This is a genomic window from Bradyrhizobium sp. AUGA SZCCT0169 (assembly GCF_018130085.1).
In the GTDB taxonomy this organism is placed as follows: domain Bacteria; phylum Pseudomonadota; class Alphaproteobacteria; order Rhizobiales; family Xanthobacteraceae; genus Bradyrhizobium.
Genome location: NZ_JAFCMC010000014.1, coordinates 65609 through 83601, shown reverse-complemented (window position 1 = coordinate 83601; position 17993 = coordinate 65609). Strand labels below are relative to the sequence as shown.

The 17993-nt window shown below is 62.5% G+C and carries 19 protein-coding genes and 2 tRNA genes; 7 read left to right on the top strand and 14 right to left on the bottom strand.

Features of this window, described 5'->3' with window-relative positions; genetic code table 11:
- Nucleotides 1-2: 2 nt before the first annotated feature.
- Complete coding sequence (locus JQ609_RS17965) at nt 3-1340, top strand: MFS transporter (protein ID WP_212274380.1); 1338 nt, start codon at nt 3-5, stop codon at nt 1338-1340.
- Between the two features lie 114 nt (nt 1341-1454).
- Here JQ609_RS17965 and JQ609_RS17960 read toward each other — a convergent pair whose 3' ends face one another.
- Together JQ609_RS17960 and JQ609_RS17955 are read right to left on the bottom strand one after the other, a co-directional pair.
- Nucleotides 1455-2030: a cupin domain-containing protein gene (locus tag JQ609_RS17960; RefSeq protein ID WP_212274379.1), complete on the bottom strand. Its 576-nt coding sequence runs from the start codon at nt 2028-2030 to the stop codon at nt 1455-1457.
- Between the two features lie 159 nt (nt 2031-2189).
- The gene (locus tag JQ609_RS17955; protein ID WP_192734078.1) at nt 2190-2477 is read right to left on the bottom strand and encodes an usg protein; all 288 of its coding nucleotides are present in this window, start codon (nt 2475-2477) and stop codon (nt 2190-2192) included.
- 376 nt (nt 2478-2853) lie between these two features.
- Between JQ609_RS17955 and JQ609_RS17950 the strand changes: the two genes are divergently transcribed.
- From JQ609_RS17950 to JQ609_RS17935, 4 genes are all read left to right on the top strand, one after another.
- The gene (locus JQ609_RS17950) at nt 2854-3171 is read left to right on the top strand and encodes a co-chaperone GroES (RefSeq protein WP_212204717.1); all 318 of its coding nucleotides are present in this window, start codon (nt 2854-2856) and stop codon (nt 3169-3171) included.
- A gap of 91 nt (nt 3172-3262) precedes the next feature.
- Nucleotides 3263-4909 carry a chaperonin GroEL gene (gene groL, locus JQ609_RS17945; RefSeq protein WP_212204715.1) on the top strand — a complete coding sequence of 549 codons (1647 nt, stop codon included), beginning with the start codon at nt 3263-3265 and terminating at the stop codon, nt 4907-4909.
- Nucleotides 4910-5045: 136 nt separating this feature from the next.
- Entirely contained in the window at nt 5046-5327 is a 282-nt protein-coding gene (locus tag JQ609_RS17940; RefSeq protein ID WP_212274378.1) for a type II toxin-antitoxin system RelE/ParE family toxin, read from the top strand.
- Between the two features lie 10 nt (nt 5328-5337).
- The gene (locus JQ609_RS17935) at nt 5338-5622 is read left to right on the top strand and encodes a HigA family addiction module antitoxin (protein ID WP_212204713.1); all 285 of its coding nucleotides are present in this window, start codon (nt 5338-5340) and stop codon (nt 5620-5622) included.
- An 83-nt stretch (nt 5623-5705) separates the two neighbouring features.
- Here the strand turns inward: JQ609_RS17935 and JQ609_RS17930 are convergent, their stop codons facing one another.
- From JQ609_RS17930 to JQ609_RS17920, 3 genes are all read right to left on the bottom strand, one after another.
- Nucleotides 5706-6857, bottom strand: coding sequence for a slipin family protein (locus JQ609_RS17930; protein WP_212274377.1), 1152 nt, complete (start codon nt 6855-6857; stop codon nt 5706-5708).
- Nucleotides 6858-7193: 336 nt separating this feature from the next.
- Nucleotides 7194-7257: transfer RNA gene (locus JQ609_RS17925), tRNA-Ser, on the bottom strand.
- An 8-nt stretch (nt 7258-7265) separates the two neighbouring features.
- Nucleotides 7266-7335 (bottom strand) — tRNA-Ser (locus tag JQ609_RS17920).
- Between the two features lie 412 nt (nt 7336-7747).
- Here JQ609_RS17920 and JQ609_RS17915 point away from each other — a divergent pair.
- Together JQ609_RS17915 and JQ609_RS17910 are read left to right on the top strand one after the other, a co-directional pair.
- Nucleotides 7748-7939 carry a hypothetical protein gene (locus JQ609_RS17915; RefSeq protein WP_212274376.1) on the top strand — a complete coding sequence of 64 codons (192 nt, stop codon included), beginning with the start codon at nt 7748-7750 and terminating at the stop codon, nt 7937-7939.
- Nucleotides 7940-8150: 211 nt separating this feature from the next.
- Nucleotides 8151-8345 (top strand): hypothetical protein, encoded by a 195-nt coding sequence (locus JQ609_RS17910; protein ID WP_212204707.1) that lies wholly within the window; start codon nt 8151-8153, stop codon nt 8343-8345.
- A gap of 106 nt (nt 8346-8451) precedes the next feature.
- Here JQ609_RS17910 and JQ609_RS17905 read toward each other — a convergent pair whose 3' ends face one another.
- The 9 genes from JQ609_RS17905 to JQ609_RS17865 form a co-directional block, all read right to left on the bottom strand.
- Nucleotides 8452-8613: a hypothetical protein gene (locus tag JQ609_RS17905; protein ID WP_192734082.1), complete on the bottom strand. Its 162-nt coding sequence runs from the start codon at nt 8611-8613 to the stop codon at nt 8452-8454.
- A gap of 238 nt (nt 8614-8851) precedes the next feature.
- Nucleotides 8852-10000, bottom strand: coding sequence for a DUF2778 domain-containing protein (locus JQ609_RS17900; protein WP_212274375.1), 1149 nt, complete (start codon nt 9998-10000; stop codon nt 8852-8854).
- A 246-nt stretch (nt 10001-10246) separates the two neighbouring features.
- A complete protein-coding gene (locus tag JQ609_RS17895; protein WP_249128128.1) occupies nt 10247-11317 on the bottom strand; it encodes an RtcB family protein in 1071 nt (356 codons plus the stop codon).
- A 392-nt stretch (nt 11318-11709) separates the two neighbouring features.
- Nucleotides 11710-12405, bottom strand: coding sequence for a DUF899 family protein (locus JQ609_RS17890; protein ID WP_409411184.1), 696 nt, complete (start codon nt 12403-12405; stop codon nt 11710-11712).
- Nucleotides 12406-12486: 81 nt separating this feature from the next.
- Nucleotides 12487-14025: a glycosyltransferase family 39 protein gene (locus tag JQ609_RS17885; RefSeq protein WP_212274373.1), complete on the bottom strand. Its 1539-nt coding sequence runs from the start codon at nt 14023-14025 to the stop codon at nt 12487-12489.
- A gap of 7 nt (nt 14026-14032) precedes the next feature.
- Nucleotides 14033-15166, bottom strand: coding sequence for a glycosyltransferase family 2 protein (locus JQ609_RS17880; RefSeq protein ID WP_212204691.1), 1134 nt, complete (start codon nt 15164-15166; stop codon nt 14033-14035).
- 354 nt (nt 15167-15520) lie between these two features.
- Complete coding sequence (locus tag JQ609_RS17875) at nt 15521-15715, bottom strand: hypothetical protein (protein ID WP_192734088.1); 195 nt, start codon at nt 15713-15715, stop codon at nt 15521-15523.
- An 81-nt stretch (nt 15716-15796) separates the two neighbouring features.
- Nucleotides 15797-16153 (bottom strand): hypothetical protein, encoded by a 357-nt coding sequence (locus JQ609_RS17870; RefSeq protein WP_212274372.1) that lies wholly within the window; start codon nt 16151-16153, stop codon nt 15797-15799.
- A gap of 322 nt (nt 16154-16475) precedes the next feature.
- Nucleotides 16476-17987, bottom strand: coding sequence for a SulP family inorganic anion transporter (locus tag JQ609_RS17865; protein ID WP_212274371.1), 1512 nt, complete (start codon nt 17985-17987; stop codon nt 16476-16478).
- Nucleotides 17988-17993 lie beyond the last annotated feature (6 nt).

Below are 17993 nucleotides of genomic sequence, written 5' to 3'. Positions count from 1 at the left end.
GAATGCCACTGTCCGCGCGCCCGAACCCATATCCCAAAGATTCTGCCAAAGATCTTGGCAAGGATTTTGCCGGTGAGACGCGGGGCGCGCCGTCCATCGATGAACGCGGCGACACGTCACCGCCGCCGCCGGCATCGCCCGAGCCGCACCCTTCGGCGCAAAGCCAGCGCGGCCTCGACTGGTTCATCTTCTTTCTCGCCGACGTCCAGACCGGCTTTGGTCCGTTCGTCGCGGTGTACCTCACGACGCAGAAATGGACCCAGGTCGAGATCGGGCTGGTGCTGTCGATCGGCGGTATCGTCGGGCTGATCGGCCAGATGCCGGGCGGCGCCATCATCGACGCTGCCCGGAGAGAACGGCTGGTCGCCGGTTTCGCGGTCGCGGCGATCGGAGTCGCGGCGCTGGCCTATGCGGCATGGCCGATCTTTCCCGTCATCGCGGCAGCGGCGACATTGCACGCCTTGGCGAGTTGCGTGCTCGGCCCGGCGATCGCCGCGATCAGCCTTGGATTGGTCGGACCGGCCGCGATCGGCGAACGGCTCGGGCGCAATGCGCGGTTCGCGTCAATCGGCAACGGCGTTGCCGCGGCGCTGATGGGGGCCTGCGGCTATTTCATCTCCAGCCGCTCGGTGTTTCTCGCCACCTTCGTTCTGGTGATCTTCACCATCATAGCGCTATCCCGGATCAAAGATCGCGAAATCGATCCGGAACAGGCCCATGGCGCGATCGTCCGCGCCAAGCCGGACCCCGAAGCCACCAGCGTGCTGCATCTGCTGCGCCAGCGCCCGCTGCTGATCTTTGCCGGCGCCGTGATGTTGCTGCAGCTCGCCAACGCGGCGATGCTGCCCTTGATGGCCGGCATCGTGACGACGCGTTCGACCCAGTGGGCGCCGGTGCTGATCGCGGCGTGCATCATCCTGCCGCAGGCAATCGTGGCGCTGACCTCACCTTCGGTGGGCCGCAAGGCGCAGCAATGGGGCCGCCGGCCACTGCTGCTGATCGGCTTCACCGCGCTCGCCATCCGCGGCGTTCTGTTCGCAACCGTCACCGATCCCTATCTGCTGGTCGCCGTGCAATTCTTTGACGGCGTTACCGCCGCAGTGTTCGGCGTTCTCATCCCGTTGACCGTCGCCGACATCGCCTTCGGCAGCGGCCATTTCAACCTCGCCCAGGGCGTGGTGGGGACGGCGGTCGGCATCGGGGCTTCCTGCAGCAATGTCCTGGCCGGCTATGTCAGCGACCATTTCGGACACAGCACGGCCTTCCTCGGCCTGTCCGCGATCGGATGCTTAGGGCTTTGCCTGATCGCGTTCGTGATGCCGGAAACGAAACGGGCGTGAGGCCCCTTCGTCATTCCGGGGCGTGCAAAGCACGAGCCCGGAATCTCGAGATTCTCAGGTGCGCAATTGCGCACCATAGTTCGACGCTACGCGTCGCCCCGGAATGACGGCGTCTTACGTCCCCAATTCCACCGTCTTGAACTCCGCCGGCAAAATCACTTCCAGCAATTCGACGTCGTCGGAATAATTCAGGATCAGATGCCTGATGCGCGGCGGTTGGGTCCAGCAGCCGCCCTCTTTCATCAAGGTCTCGCCCTGGCCTTCCATGTAGGTCTTCACCCAACCCTTGAGCACATAGACCATCTGGAATTCGACGTCGTGATAATGCAGTTTTGAAACTTCCTCGGGGTTGCAGGGTCCGATCAGCCGGATCACATGCGCCTGCGCCAGGCCATGGGTCGCCGCGGCAATGCCGAGATCGCGGTACTGTGCATAGGTACGCAGGCCGTCGGCCTTGAAATCCTCATCGCGGTGATGACTGATGGCGATGCGCTGTTTCGGCCGAGCCTTCGGCTTTGCTACGGCCTTGGCCGCTGGCTTGGCTGCCGCCTTCGATTTGGCCGTGGCGACGCGGCCTTTTGATGCGATGGTCTTGCGGGCTGTGGATTTGGCTGCCGTGCCGAGGCCCGTCCATTTCTTCTTCACCGCGGTTTTGGCTGCGGCTTTCGATGTCGCTTTTTGCTTGGCCATTTTTCTTGCCTCCCCTGATCGTTTGGTGGGGAGAGGCTAGCACAAAATCGGTTTCGTAGGGTGGGTTAGCCGAAGGCGTAACCCACCGTTGATGCAGCGACTGATGATGGTGGGTTACGGCTTCGCCTAACCCACCCTACATACTACAATCCTTTCCGCTCAATGCAGCCTGAACACGCCGTCCACGGCGCGAAGCTCGGCCGGCTTGATCAGCTTGGAATGCGCGACCGTGACCGAATACAGCGGGCCGTCGAGCTTTTCCTGCCAGAAGGCCAGAAAATCTTTCAGCGCCGGAAATTTCGGAAACAGATCGTAATTCTGCCAGACGTAGGTCTGCAGCAGCGAGGGATGATCCGGCAGCCGATAGAGAATTTCCGCCGTCGTCAGCCCATAACCCAGCACCTGCTTCCGGAAATCGTCGGAAACAACCCCAACCCGCGAGACCATGCCAACCTCCATTGTCGGAAGCGCATTTCACGTGGTGGCCACACCGAGCCACCCCGGCGGAGATGCGCTCACATGAGAGAAATGTGACGCACGATACCAACCCATCACAAGCCTAAATGTTTAATGAACTGTTGAAAATTCATGCGTTAGCAGCAGCTTACCGCACGTGCTAATACGGGGTCGGCGGGCGTTTACCGTGATTAATCATGATGAATGAAATTGGCAGCCGTCATATTTGAGTGCCAATTTTTCTGCTAGAAGCCCTTGTCCCCCGAACAAGACTGGCCTAAATCACCCGCAGCCGGGCTGGCACTCGCCTGCCCGGACTGCCAAGACGCCAAAATCGACAACATTTGCAAAAGTTTAGGAGGACTGCATGAAATTCCGTCCGCTTCACGACCGCGTCGTGGTCAAGCGCATCGACGCCGAAGAGAAGACTGCTGGCGGCATCATCATTCCGGACAGTGCCAAGGAAAAGCCCTCGCAGGGCGAAATCGTCGCCGTGGGCCCGGGCGGCCGTGACGAAGCTGGCAAGCTGATCCCGATCGACCTCAAGGTCGGCGACCGCGTTCTGTTCGGCAAGTGGTCCGGCACCGAGGTCAAGATCGACGGCCAGGAGCTGCTGATCATGAAGGAAAGCGACATCATGGGCGTCCTCACCGACGTTCCCGCGACCAAGAAGAAGGCCGCCTAAGCCAAAGTCCGCACACGCTCACCGCTGAGGAGCGCCTGCGCGGCGCCCCTCGAAGAGGTGAGACACCAAGTTCAACTCAGGGAAATCAAATATGTCAGCTAAAGAAGTCAAATTCGGCGTTGATGCCCGCGACCGCATGCTGCGCGGCGTCGACATTCTCGCCAATGCCGTGAAGGTCACGCTCGGCCCCAAGGGCCGCAACGTCGTGCTCGACAAGTCGTTCGGCGCTCCCCGCATCACCAAGGACGGCGTCACCGTCGCCAAGGAAATCGAGCTCGACGACAAGTTCGAGAACATGGGCGCGCAGATGGTGCGCGAAGTCGCCTCCAAGTCCGCAGATGCTGCCGGCGACGGCACCACCACCGCAACCGTGCTCGCGGCTGCGATCGTCCGTGAAGGCGCCAAGTCGGTTGCCGCCGGCATGAACCCGATGGATCTGAAGCGCGGTATCGACCTGGCGGTGGAAGCCGTGGTCGCCGACCTCGTCAAGAACTCCAAGAAGGTCACCTCGAACGAGGAAATCGCCCAGGTCGGCACCATCTCCGCCAACGGCGACGCCGAAATCGGCAAGTTCCTCGCCGACGCCATGAAGAAGGTCGGCAACGAGGGCGTCATCACGGTTGAAGAAGCCAAGTCGCTCGAAACCGAACTCGACGTCGTCGAAGGCATGCAGTTCGACCGCGGCTACATCTCGCCCTACTTCGTCACCAACGCCGACAAGATGCGCGTTGAAATGGACGACGCCTACATCCTGATCAACGAGAAGAAGCTCTCCTCGCTGAACGAGCTGCTGCCGCTGCTCGAAGCCGTGGTGCAGACCGGCAAGCCGCTGGTCATCGTCGCGGAAGACGTCGAAGGCGAAGCTCTCGCCACCCTCGTCGTCAACCGTCTGCGTGGCGGCCTCAAGGTCGCGGCCGTCAAGGCTCCGGGCTTCGGCGATCGCCGCAAGGCCATGCTGCAGGACATCGCGGTGCTGACCGGTGGTCAGGCGATCTCGGAAGATCTCGGCATCAAGCTCGAGAACGTCACGCTGCAGATGCTCGGTCGCGCCAAGAAGGTGATGATCGACAAGGAAAACACCACCATCGTCAACGGCGCCGGCAAGAAGGCCGACATCGAAGCGCGCGTGCAGCAGATCAAGGCGCAGATCGAGGAAACCACCTCGGACTACGACCGTGAGAAGCTGCAGGAGCGTCTGGCCAAGCTCGCAGGCGGCGTCGCGGTGATCCGCGTCGGCGGCGCGACCGAAGTCGAAGTCAAGGAACGCAAGGATCGCGTGGATGACGCGATGCATGCGACCCGTGCGGCGGTTGAAGAAGGCATCGTGCCGGGCGGCGGCGTCGCCCTGCTGCGCGCCTCCGAGCAGCTCAAGCGCATCAAGACCGCGAACGACGACCAGAAGACCGGCGTTGAGATCGTGCGCAAGGCGCTGTCCGCGCCGGCCCGCCAGATCGCGATCAACGCAGGCGAAGACGGCTCCGTCATCGTCGGCAAGATCCTCGAGAAGGACCAGTACAACTACGGCTTCGACTCGCAGACCGGCGAATACGGCAACTTGGTCTCCAAGGGCATCATCGACCCGACCAAGGTGGTTCGTGCGGCGATCCAGAACGCAGCGTCGGTTGCGGCTCTCCTGATCACCACCGAAGCCATGATCGCCGAACTGCCGAAGAAGAACGCCGGCGGCGGCGCAGGCGGCATGCCCCCGGGCGGCGGCATGGGCGGCATGGACTTCTAATCCAGCCATCCAGGCGAACGTCAAAAGAATGCAAAACCCCGGCAGCGATGCCGGGGTTTTTGTTTGTGGGGGCCGAGGACGCCCCGCGCTGAATGCCTCTTGACCGTTATGCGATACGTATCGGATACTATTATCCATGATCCGCAGCTTTGCTGACAGGGCACACGAACAATTGTTTCGTGATGGCGCCTGTCCGGCGCGCTGGCGGAGCATCGAGGCTGTCGCGTTGCGCAAGCTCGATATGGTGGACGCAGCGACCCGCTTGGATGATTTGCTCTCGCCGCCTGGCAATCGGCTCGAAGCACTGAAAGGCGACCGCCGCAGTCAGCATTCCATCCGTATCAACCGGCAGTGGCGTGTCTGCTTCCGCTGGACATCAGACGATCCGGAGGCGGTGGAGATCGTGGACTATCATTAAGGAGACGGCGATGGCGCGGTTACGAACCCATCCAGGCGAAGTGTTGAAAGAAGAATATCTGGTGCCACTGGGTCTCTCTGCACGAGCCTTGGCGAAGGAGTTGGATGTTCCGGCCAACCGCCTGACAGAGATCATGCGCGGCACGCGCGACGTGACGGCTGACACTGCGATCAGGCTCGGGCGTTATTTTCGTACTGACCCCCGCTTTTGGCTGAACCTGCAAGCGGCATACGATCTTTCCAAGGCCGAGAAGACTCACAGCTACAAGAAAATCGTGCCACGCTCGGCGGCCTGACGAGTTTACGAATAGCGCACAACTGACGGCCTACCCCGCCCGCCCCGCAGGCGAAGGGCCGCCCGTAGGCGACCCTTCTTTGCTTACGCGCTTTCCGCGGGCTTCAGGCGAACCAGCTTGGTGAGCAGGGCATCAAAGCCCTGCCCGTCACCCGCGTGGAGGTCGATGCGGCCGACCTTCTCCACCAGCCGCTCGAGGGACTCCAGTTCCTTGAGCCGCAGCAGCAGCGGGTTCTCTTCCATCAGCTTGGCGGTGTTCAGAAGCGACCGCGTCGCCGCGGTCTCTTCCTGCCGGCGGATCAAATTGGCCTTCGCCACCCGCTCCGCCTCCACCACCTTGTTCACCAGCTCACGGATCTCGCCGGGCAGGATCACGTCCTTGACGCCGAGCTCGGTCACCTCGACACCGCTGTCCGCGATACGCTCGCGGACATAGTCGCGAAGCTCCGCATCGAGCGCTGCCTTTGCCGACAGCACCTCGTCGAGCGTGCGGCCTGCAACCGCTTCGCGGATCGCGAACTGCACCAGCCGGTACAGCCACGCATCCACGTCAGGCACCACGGCGACGACCCGCTCGGGATCGACGATCCGGCGAAACGCCGTCAAGGTCACCCGCAGCGCGATGCGGTCCCTGGTCAGCATTTCCTGCGCGGTGATCTCGACCGCCTGGGGCCGCAGATCGAGACGCTTGACCTCGACCTTGCGGCCGACGATCCAGAACGCGTGCCGGCCGGGCGCAAGCCGCTCCACCAGCCGGCCCTCGACATAGAGCAGACCGGCTTCGTGGTTCTCGACCACGGCCTCCGTCACGACCACCGAACGGTTACGATCAATCATCGCCAGATGACGCGCCGTCACCCTGACATCGCCGGTCAGGTCGATGCGTTCGACATCGACCGATGTCGCGACCTTCCAGTAGACGCGCGCCTGCCAGGGCGTCATCAGCTGCATCGGACGGCCGTCGAGGTTGACGATGGCAACTTCGTCTGCCTTGGTCTCGACAAGCTCGAACAGCTCGGCCGCCAGATCAGGCCGCGCAGCCTTCAGCACCAGGTAACGCTCCGCCGGAAATTCGGCGCGAACCACCTTGAATACTTCTGCCGTCAGTTCGTTGCGCGGATCGAACAGCCGATGCCGGCCGGGACCAAGCACGCGCTCGAGCCTGCCGTTCCGCGTCAGCAACGCGCGCTCACCATCCTTCACCGTCACATGCGTCATCAGGAAATGCCAGTTCATGGCACGCCTCCATCATGGGCTTTCCGGCCAGAGGTCGGAAAGCTGGTTTCGTCGAGAAGGAACGGAGGACGCGAACGGCGCTTCCTGAAAGCCCGGCGGGCCGTGGTTTGAGCTTGCATGACGACGGGCGCACGCGCGCAATCGCCCGACGAAGGTCGGGCGTTCGAACGGTATTCCCGGCGTCAGCGCAAGCGGTACCCACCGCGGCGCAGAGCCGTTCGTACAGTGTCTAGGTTCGGACGAAGAGCCTTGCGGCAATGCGGCCGGACCGCGACTGAAGCGCGCGTCCGGTCCCCTTCAATGGGAAATTCAGTTTTTTAGACTGAACCGGAGCGTTGGAACGGGATTCGAACCCGCGTCACGATGATTAGCAGTCATCTGCTCTACCACTGAGCTATCCTTCGGTTGTGCAAGAGACCGGAATCGAACCGATTGCCTTCGGGTATCACCCCGATGCTCTCCATGAGCTACACCTCGCGTCTTCATTCGGCGGAACACGAAACCGGACACCGGCTCGCGCCAGTCGGGATCTCAGTGAGCCCGAACCCATGGCCTAGCGAAGGAGCGGGCTAATAAACGAAACATCTTTCAGTTGCAAGCGTGTTTTTCAAATTTCGGATGTGCTGTGACTCCCCGTCACAGCCATTCAGCGAACCAACGTGCCCATTCGGCGCACTTCGATGACGTGGTGCCGTCCGCTCGGCTGTCCGCGCCGTGACGCTGATGCACTCGCGAAGCCTACCCGCGTCGTGTCGCGCCTTGTCGATGCGCGCGACGGCCGGCGGTGTGGTCGCCGTCACTTCGCGACGAGAGGGTTGACGCTAAACGTGGCCGCACCAGCGTTGGATGATCGCGCCGGCTAAATCAAAGGGGAAATGTGATGACTGGAAATGCAATCAAATGCGAAGAGCGCGCGCGAGCTATCCGCCGAAGCGCTCGATGCGGTGGCTGGCGGCTGGCTCCCGCTCCCCTTGCGCGCCTTCACCCAAATCAAAGCAGGAGCGGGTGGCCAGAACGATCCGGCCCAAATGTTTCAACAGATTATGCAGCACTCACTCAGGGCTAAACAAGAAGAACTGTGACGACCTGTAGGCGCGGGACCGTCGAACGATGGCGCTCGTCCGTAATCCGAAGCAGGCTCCTGGGGGCGCGGCTTTGTGCGGGGACCTGTGGCGCCTGTTATCCGGAAAGAGTGATCTTCGTGGGATGGAACGCCCGGAGCCCTTACGAGGTTAGATAGCATGCGCACAATCGCGGCGGCGCTGATCGGTGGCCTTGGATTGGAGGCGGCAGATGAAAATCATCGTGGACGAAGACGGAGAAATCATCGCCAAAGCAACGGATGACCATGTTCTGATCGGCGGCCACCACCGCCTCGCGGTGGCGGCCAGCCTCAATCGAAAACTGTTCTGGCGAGATAGCGGCGAACCTGTAAAGCTTGACCTATTCTTCAAGCATCATGGAAGTTCTCTTCGACATACAGCCTAAGGAGGCTGTACATCGCAGGGACGAGCCTCTGTTACGTTGTGGCCCGGAGGCAGAAAGCCCCGCAAGTGGGACGGGGCCTCCGTTCGTTTCTTTCAGACGGACTGCGTTATTTCGACATGTCCTGTGCAAACCTGACCGCCCCGTAGCCGGCGAAAAAGCCGGTGCTGAACGCCGCCGCACCCACCAATATGAAGATAAAGCCGCCATTGACCTCATCGAGTTCCGCATCAGTCACGGTATCCGACGCAGCGATTTCGATTTCATCCATAGTTACGCCTCCTACCTTGGGTTGAATGATACCGATGCACCAGTGCCTCGGTGATAGGAACGATGATCGATCGGCGGCGGTCGCACTGTTACGAAAATCACATTCTTCGGTGGGCCTAAGGCCGCGCCCGGAGACCCATCCACGGCCGATCGGTTAGGATCGCCAGCGATGGATACCTTCTGCAACAATGATCGCTGCGGGGTATGGGTCCCTGCGTTCGGAGGGACGACGAGCGACGTCACTGAATCCTGGCAAGCACCGCAAGACGCCGGATGCCCTGGTTCCGGTACGCGTTCAGGAACGCGTAATAGTCCTTGAAGGAAACGCAGCCATTGGAATCGCCGCGGGCGCCGAGCATGTAGGTGTGTGCCAGGAGGCCGTCACGGTTGAAGATCTTGTCCTGCCCGCCGATCGGCGTCAGTCGCAGCGCCGGCACGCCATGGAACAACGCCTCGCGCGGCTTCAGGTCATAGATATGCGGCGGCGTCACGCCCTGCATCCGCACATGCGCATAGCGCACATCGTCCATCTTGGCGCCGAGGCCCGAATGCGCCTCGAGAACGGTGCCATCCGGCAGATAGACCTTCTTCGCCGCGATGTCGTAGACCGCGGTCTGCTTGTCGTAGGGCGGCGATCCGCCCAGCATCGGATTCTGCGAACGGGTATCGGGAATGCTACCGGTGACGCTGGCGTCGGCGGAAGCGTAGGCCAACAACCCGCCATGCGCGGGCTGCTTGCCCCACAATTTCTCGACCATGCTCGGCTTGTCGTTGGACGCAATCGACATCACCGCCGCCTTGGCGCGCTGCGCCATGTCGCGGACCGAAGCCCCGGATTCCTTCGCGGCGGGTTTGGCTTCAGCCTGCTTGGTCGCCGGAGCCGGAACGTTCAACGCGACCTGGGTCGGTGCCGGCGAAGCGGCTTCCTTCGGCTTCGGCGCTTCGGCAAGTTTAGGCGCTTCAGTCTTCTTCACATCGACCGGCGGCGAGACCTCCGCCACTTGCGTGGCTTCGATCGCCCTGGACGCCTGGCCTTGTGGCGCCGAGGCTGCAAACCTTTCGTTAAACATAATCAAAGGAGAGACGGTCTCGGGCGCGGAAATTTTCGGGGCTGGCTGCGGCAGCGACTCGAACACGTCGTTGAAGGCGGGCCGCGCCGGACGCGACGCGACAATCGTGGAGCTTTTGACGACGGGCGGATCGAACGCCGCGCTGTTGACCGAGGGATAGATGCTGGAGGCGAAAATATTGCTGTAAACGGTCCAGGCGCAGCCGAGCACCACGGCTGCGATCGCGACGCCGCCGAGGAAATGCTGAGGAATGGCTTTCCGGGAAGATTTCTTGCGGTTGTGGGCCGCAAGGCCAAACGCGCCGGTACTCGTACTCATTCGCCTTGCGTCCAGAACAACTCTACTAAGTCCCTGTTTGGTGCCGCGCCCGAAAGGTTCCCAGGCAGCATCTCGCAAAGACACGGAGCGTCATTAAGGCGAGTTTTAGTTAAATGCAGATTAAACGCGGGCAGATGTAAGGCATGCGCAAATCATTGGAAGTTATGCGCAAATCAGCCCGTAAACATGCGGGGTTGCCCTGCGATCGGGACATCCGGCCGTCGGCCGGGTGTCCCATTTTGGCAATCAATCCTTGAACGGATCGAATTCGTTCTCGCCCGCCATGACGACGGCGAACGGACGCAGCGTGTGCTGCACCTTGATCGAGCCGGCATGCTCGGCAAGCACCTCCGGCAACCTTCGATAGGCCATCGGGCTTTCGTCGAGATCGGCGCCGATCAATGTCACGCCGCGCGACTGCAGCCACGCATCCATCTCGACGCGCGTGAACCTGCGCTTGGCTTCCCTGCGGCCGAACATCCGGCCCGCGCCGTGAACCGTCGAGTAGAGCGACGCCTTCGCTTCGGGGCCATCGACGCCTTCGACGATGACGGCGTCATCTCCCATCGATCCGCCGATGAAGCCGCGCTGTCCCGGAAAGGCCGGCGTCGCGCCCTTGCGCACAACCCACAAATCCTTACCCGCGTGATTTTCGCGCCAGGCGTAATTGTGATGGTTATGAACCATGTCGGTGACGTTGCCGCCGATGATCTTGCGCACGCGCTCAATCACCCACTCCCGGCCGGCATAGGAATAGCGCCCGGCCAGTTGCATGGCCGCAATGTAGCGTCGTCCGATCTCGCTGTCCTCGTCGATAACAGCCGGCGGCACATTCATGCCATCCTTGCCGCCCGCAGCCTTGAGGTAGCGGGTCGCACTGGTGTGGCCGAGACCGCGGCTGCCGAAGTGAACGCCGATCCAGACAAAACCGGCTTCGTCGCGCATCAGGTCGACATAGTGGTTGCCGGATCCGACGGTGCCGAGCTGCGACACCGCCTTCTGCCGATACGCGCCCATGTCGGATTCGCGCCAGGCATCGCCGTCGTCGAACAGCTCGTGCTCGACGCGCTCCTCGTTGGTCCGCCCGACGCCAAAGGAAATCGTCCTGTGCACGTCCTTGATGATCGTGCCGACATGGCTTTCGATCCGGCTGAACGGCGTATCGAGACGCACCGCCATGTTGCCGCAGCCGATGTCGAAGCCGACGCCGGAGATGCTGATCTGCTTTTCATAGGCGATGACGCCGCCGACCGGCTGGGCATATCCCAGGTGACCGTCCGCGCAGATCACACCGGCCACGGCATTGCCGACCGCCATGCAGTTTCGCATCTGCGCGATCGTGGCATCCTCGTGCCGGCCGAAGAATCTTGAGCGGGCTGTTCTGGTATTGCGCGGCCTGCGCCGTGAATTGTGCCTTGCGGGCAGCGTCGCGGAACGTGCACCAGACCGGGATCGGCCGCTGACCGGGGCGATCGATCTTCGCATCGGGATCGAGCCCGGCTTCGACCGCCAGGGCCCTTGCACGCTCCTGATAGGGATCGAGCCGCATTGCATCTTCCTCTTCCACGGTTGCCGGACGTCGCCGGCCATACCTTACACCGAGCATAGGTCGTCGCACCAAAACCCGCTTAGGTTCATCGGCAGCGATGCTTTGATAGGACGCGGCCCGCCGTCAGCATGGCGTTCACTTCGGCTCGCAAAGCCCGCCTTCAATAGCTCAAGCGCGGATACCAGTCCTTGTCGCGGCCTTCAGGCGTGGTGTCCAGAAGGGCCCACAGCGGATCGAGGTCGGGTGCCCCACGCGGATCCTGGCCGGGGTCGGCGGTACCCTGCCCCATTTCGCCGGACAAGAAATGACGGATGATGCCGTCGCGGCGCGTGAACACGTTATAGCCCGGCATATCGGCATCTGCGGCGCTGACGTAATCGCGGGTGTAATCGCCAGACGGATCGGAATAGATCCTGTGCTGTGTCCAGCCGCGCGCCTTCTTCGCTTCGATCAATCGTGCGATCGGCGAGCGCGCGACGAACACAAACGCGATGCGTTGCTCGACATCTTGCAGCTTGGCTGCCCACGTGGCCATGAACGACGTGCACATCGGACACGGCTGCTCGCGTTGCGGCCCGAACATGTAACTGTAAATCACAAGCGTCTGCTTATTGCCGAACAGATCAGGCAGCGTGGCTTTGCCGCCTTCGCCGACGAACGAATAGGTCTTCGTCACCTCACCGCCGGGCGGCAACGCGCGGCGCATTTCGGCGACGCGCTCGATGTGACGGCGGAGTTCGATTTCCTCAGCGAGCAATTGCTCGCGGGCACGGCGATATTCAGCGCTTTCGTTGGGAATGCGCGCGGTATTGCCGCGCGCGAGTTCAGCGGCGGGTTTCAGGTTGGAACCGGACATGGACATGACCTCACGGTTGGACGGCGTGCTGGGTTCCCTACAAGACGATCCCAATGCGGCCGTTCCGACATGACCGTCGGACTATTTTCGGCGCAACCAAGCCGGCAAAATGCTGGTTTCCAACGCCAGTTCCGGCGGCGGGGATCGGTCGAGCACATCCCCCTTCGGTCCCTCCAGCAGATCGAGCGCGTAGGTCTCGACCACGAGCGGGCCGCGCCTGCGTGTGACCTCGCCAACCCTTTCGACGCGGGCGAACTCGTCCTTCAACGGATGAACGCCGGGCAAGGCCTCGCGAACATACAGCTGCTTGCCGCCGAGCTGCGCCGCCGTCGGCTCGGGCATGTTGACCCAGCGGATGCGCTGGCTTTGCTGCGCAACGCAAGTTCCCTTCGGCAGATAGAACGCAAGCCAGCCGGTGGTGCCGTAATCCGGCGCGAGCACGCAGGATGCGCCCGCGCGCGCCCGCACCGCTTCGATCTCGCCTGCGATTTCGCGCCAGCCGACGCCGACGCTTCGCACCGTGGCGTCGCGGCGATAACCCGAGAGCATGCCGGTGTTGGCCTGCACGATCAGCAGCGCAAACATTACGATGCCTGTCGGCGCCGCCCAGCGCAGGCAGAAATTGACGGTGCGCTGCTCGCGCTTTTCCCATGGCACCAGATGGGCTGCATACGCCGCCGCGACCACAAACGCCGGATAGACCGGCGCGAACCAGTTGGCCTCGACGCGGGCGTGCAGCGAATGCCAGACGAAATAGGCGACGATGGTCCAGAACATGGTGCTGACCAGCACGCGCGCCGGCAGCGCGCCGGCGCGGCGCTGAAACAGTGCATACAGACCCATCGCGCCGAGGATCCATACCAGCGGCGTCGCGAACGCGATCTGCGTCGGAATCAGTTCGGCGATGAAGGCCGGCTTGAAATCCTCGATCCGCGCCCGGCCCATCTGCTTGATGAAAGACACCCAGTGATGATCGGCGTTCCACAGCATGACCGGCGAAAACATCAGGAGTGCGACGAGGCCGCCGAGATAGGGCCATGGCGAGATCAGCCAGCGCCGCAGTTTCGGAACCACCACCAGCCAGATCAGGATCGCGGGGCCGAAGAACAGCGCGGTGTATTTCGACAACAGCGCAGCGCCCGTGGCGAGACCGACCGCCAGCCACCACGTACCGCGTCCGGTCTGAAGCACCTTGGCCAGCGAAAACAGCACGAAGCTCGAGGCGACCAGGAGCGGCGCATCCGGCGTGACGATCATGGTGCCGACCGCGGCCATCAGCGTGACGTTGAGCAGGATCGCCGACGTCGTCGCCACCCGCCTGCCGCCGAACAACACGGCCGCGGTCTGGTACACCGCCCAGCTCATCGGCAATGCCAAGAGGATCGAGACCAGACGGACGCCGAGTTCGGTGTCGCCCGCAATCATGGTGCCGAGGCGGATCACCAATGCCACCATCGGCGGATGGTCGTAATAGCCGCCGGCCAGATGCTTCGACCACATCCAGTAATAGGCTTCGTCGAAGGTGATCGGCGTGTAGGCGGCGGCTACCAGCCGTACCGCGACCAGCGCCAGGATCGTCAGAACCGTGTTGAGGACAAGCCGCGCCTCGTTCGGATTCATTTTTGGATCATCGCTTGCGCCAGACGAACAGTCCGGACATCGCGTAGTTCCAGACCACGCCCATCAGCGCGCCCGCCGCTCCCGCCAGCCACCAGATCGGCTCCTGGTCGTAGACCGAGAACGCGACGCCGACATTGGCGAACAGGCCGACGCTGCAGACGAGGTAAAACAGCAGCAGGCCGCGCAGGATGGCAAAGCCCTTCAGGCGTTGATCGCGATAGGTGAGAAAATTGTTCAGGATGAAATTGCTGGTCATCGCCACCAGTGCGCCGACGGCCTGCGACTCCGCAAATGGCATGTTGAAGAGCTGGTTCGCGATGAACAGCGCCGCGAGATGCACGATGAGGCCGATCGAGCCGACCATCGCGAACAAGAGAAAGCGCAGCGAGACCACGTCGTGAGTGAACTTGGCCAGCACCAGACCCAGGAAATCCAGCGCCACCATCGAATCGAGCTTGCTCTCGCCGTGCTGGCGCGAGCCGAAGGTAAAGGGAACCTCGACCGTGCGCAGCTTGCCCTGCGCGGTCGCGACGATATCGAGCAGGATCTTGAAGCCCTGGATCGAAAGCTGTGGCGCCAGTTGCTCGAAGCGGTCGCGGCGGATCATGAAGAAGCCGCTCATGGGATCGGCGATCTCGACCTTGAGCACGCGCCGTGCAACTTCGGTCGCGAGCGCGCTGATGCCGGCGCGTCCCTTGTTGAAACTGTCGGCGCTGCCGCCCTCGACGTAGCGGCTGCCGACCACAAGCTCGGCCTCGCCACGTTGCAAGAGGCCCACCATCTTCGGCAGCTGGGCCTCGTCGTGCTGCAGATCGGCGTCGATGACAGCCGCATAGGGCGCGCTGGCGGCGAGAATGCCCTCGATGCACGCCCCCGACAGGCCGCGCCGCCCGATCCGGCGGATGCAGCGGACGCGGGGATCCTTCTGCGCCAGGCCGCGCACCACTTCCCAGGTGCCGTCAGGGGAATTGTCGTCGACAAACACGACTTCCCAGGGGATGTCCTTGAGGGTCGCGTCCAGCCGCCGGTAGAGGACGGTGACGTTGTCGCGCTCGTTAAAGGTAGGGACGACCACCGAAAGCTGAGGCAAACCGGCGGCCTGCGACGGGTTTTCGGGGCCCGGTTTGATGGCTTGATTCATGGGGCCAGCGTATATCCGCAGCCGCTGGGGATGCCAAGGCGCCGCCAGCACTAGTAATGGCGCCGCCAGCACCACCAACGGCGCCGCCAGCGCCACGAAAGACGGCGCCAGCAATCGAATCCGCCGCCAAAGCAGGGGCGCGGGACCGGGTTTCTGGACGGGGAAAACGGGCCAAAAAGACCCCCAAAATGCCAACGACCACGAACAGAGGGCGCGCGTACATCCGGCGCAGCCAACCTATTCATGGTCGTCCCAGCGCCGGAGCTTCTTAAGGCTCAACGTCGCCGTTAGGAGCAAGATAGGGATGCCAGGGGCCTTCCGCAAGGGGTGGCCTAACCCCTCGCCCTGCGTCAGTTAATTCGGCACTTCCCGGATCACCGGTCCCCGTGGTGCGGGCGCCGCGGGCGCCATCTGGGACGGTTGCTGGACGGCGGCGGGCTTCGGCGCCGGCTTGCCAAACTGCCCGATCGGCCCATAGGCGATCGCAACCACCAAAACGATCGAGGCGACAATGGCACCCAAGATACCGGCTATCGACTCAGAATTCATACCCGACAATCCCCCGTCTGATCGGGAATCAATATCACGGAAGGCCGGAATGGTGGAATAGGCTGGCGAAAGCCGCCTTGGCTACCTCGACGCGGCTTTGCGCCTTGCGAACGCCGTCACGATGTCCTTCTGGGCGAAGGCGATGGCATCGTTGGCCGTCGTCAGGTTCGCGCCCGCATCCTTGTCCGGGGACTGGATCGCGAGAAAGCCGACCAGCGCCACCCGGAAATTCTGCCGCTCTGACGCACAGGCAGCTGCGATCAAGGCGCCAAATTCCTGTTCCGGCATGTTCTTGTTGCTCTCCCGCGGATACTCGCGGGCCAAGCAGTTCCAGTAGGCGTCACGCCCCGAAACCGCCAATTTGCGCGCCTCACCAACTTCGTCGGCGAGAACAGGGAAACTCGTCATCACGACCAATGCGGCGATCAGGATGCGCATCCTTTTCTCCATTCTTGTTTTGCGTAGCCCGATCCCTGATCGAGACAAGCGTGCACAGCACGGATTCAGCGAATTGGCCAATCACGATTGATTTGGCTGGTCGGAGTACGAGCTGTCGGAGAAGGTGCCGAATCCGCGATCAACGCATATCAGGAGCTTGTGCCGTGGTGCGCGCTTCGCTTTGACGCCGGCCCGGCCCCGCGCATGTAATGCCGCTCCGGCCGATAGCGGCCGGACCAGTTTCGCATCATCCTGCGGACGAATGTCGACAGCCATTGGAAGATCATCATCGGAAGCTCCTTCTCGTTCCGCGTTCCGAAATTCAGGCGCCGAGCTGGCCGGTCAGCCGCTCGTGGAACAAGGAGCTGCGCTGGTCGAGCCCAACGAACGTGACTGACGCGCCATGGTCGCGGTATTTGGTTTCAATCGAATCCAGCGCCGCGACGCTCGAAGCGTCCCAGATCTGGGAATAAGTGAGATCGATCATGACGCGCTTGGGATCCGCGCCGTAGGAGAAGCGCTCGACGAGGTCGTTGCTGCTGCCGAAGAACAGCGGCCCATGGACGTGATAGCGAACCGAAAGGCCGTCTTCGCTGAGCGTGCGGTCGGCCCGGATGACATGGGCGACCCGGCGCGCGAACAACACCATCGCCAGCAACACCCCGACAGCGATCCCGATCGCGAGATTGCCGGTGGCAACCGTGACGGCAACGGTCAGGACCATCACCAGCGTTTCCGGGGTCGGCATGCGCCTCAGCGTCGTAGGCCGGATGCTGTGCCAATCGATGGTCTTGAGGGCTGCGATCATCATGACGGCAGCGAGCGCCACCATCGGAATTTGCGCCATCAGGTCGCTCAGCGCGGTGACCAGCACCAGTAGCACGATCGCGGCGACCGCCGTCGATATCCTGGTGCGGCCCTGCCCGATCTTCACGTTGACCACGGTCTGGGCGATCATCGCGCATCCGCCGATGCCACCATAGAACCCGGCCGCGATATTGGCGACGCCGAGCGCCCAGGACTCCTTGCCCTTGTGCGAGCGGGTGTCGGTCAGGTCGTCGACCAGCTTGGCCGTCAGCAGCGTCTCCAGCAGGCCGACAAAGGCGACGCTGAGCGCGGTCGGCCAGATGATGCTGAGCGTCTGAAGGTTGAGTGGCACGATAAACGCCGTAAGGCCCGGCAGTCCCGGCGCCATGGCGCCCTCGCCGCCTACATTGGGTACGGTCAGATGCCCCACCATCACGATCGCGGTCACGACGATGATGGCGACCAGCGGCGCCGGCACGGCCGTAGTGAAGCGGGGCATGATGAGGACAACGGCGATCGTCAGCGCGAACAGCGGATAGACCAGCCAAGGCACATTGAAGATGTGAGGCACCTGTGCGGCGAAGATCAAAATGCCGAGCGCATTCACAAAACCGATCATCACCGAACGCGGAACGAAGCGCATCACCCGTGCCAGTCCGGCAAGCCCGAAGACGATCTGGATGATGCCGGCAAAAAGGATGGTCGGCAGGATGTAGCCGACGCCATGCACCTTCACCATCGGACCGATCACCAGCGCGATCGAGCCTGCCGCCGCCGTGACCATCGCAGGTCGGCCACCGAGCGCCGACATCACCAGGCACAGCACGATAGAAGAGACCAGCGCCACCTTGGGATCGACACCGGAGACAAAGGAGAACGAGATCACCTCCGGAATCAGGGCCAACGCGGTGACCATGCCGGCCAGCGACTCGCGGACGAAAAGGTTGGGCGCACGCAGCACCGCGCCGATCGAAGGCGAGTCTTCAAACTGGAGTTGTGCGTTGGTCGTGGTGCTGGCGGCTTGCATGGGAAA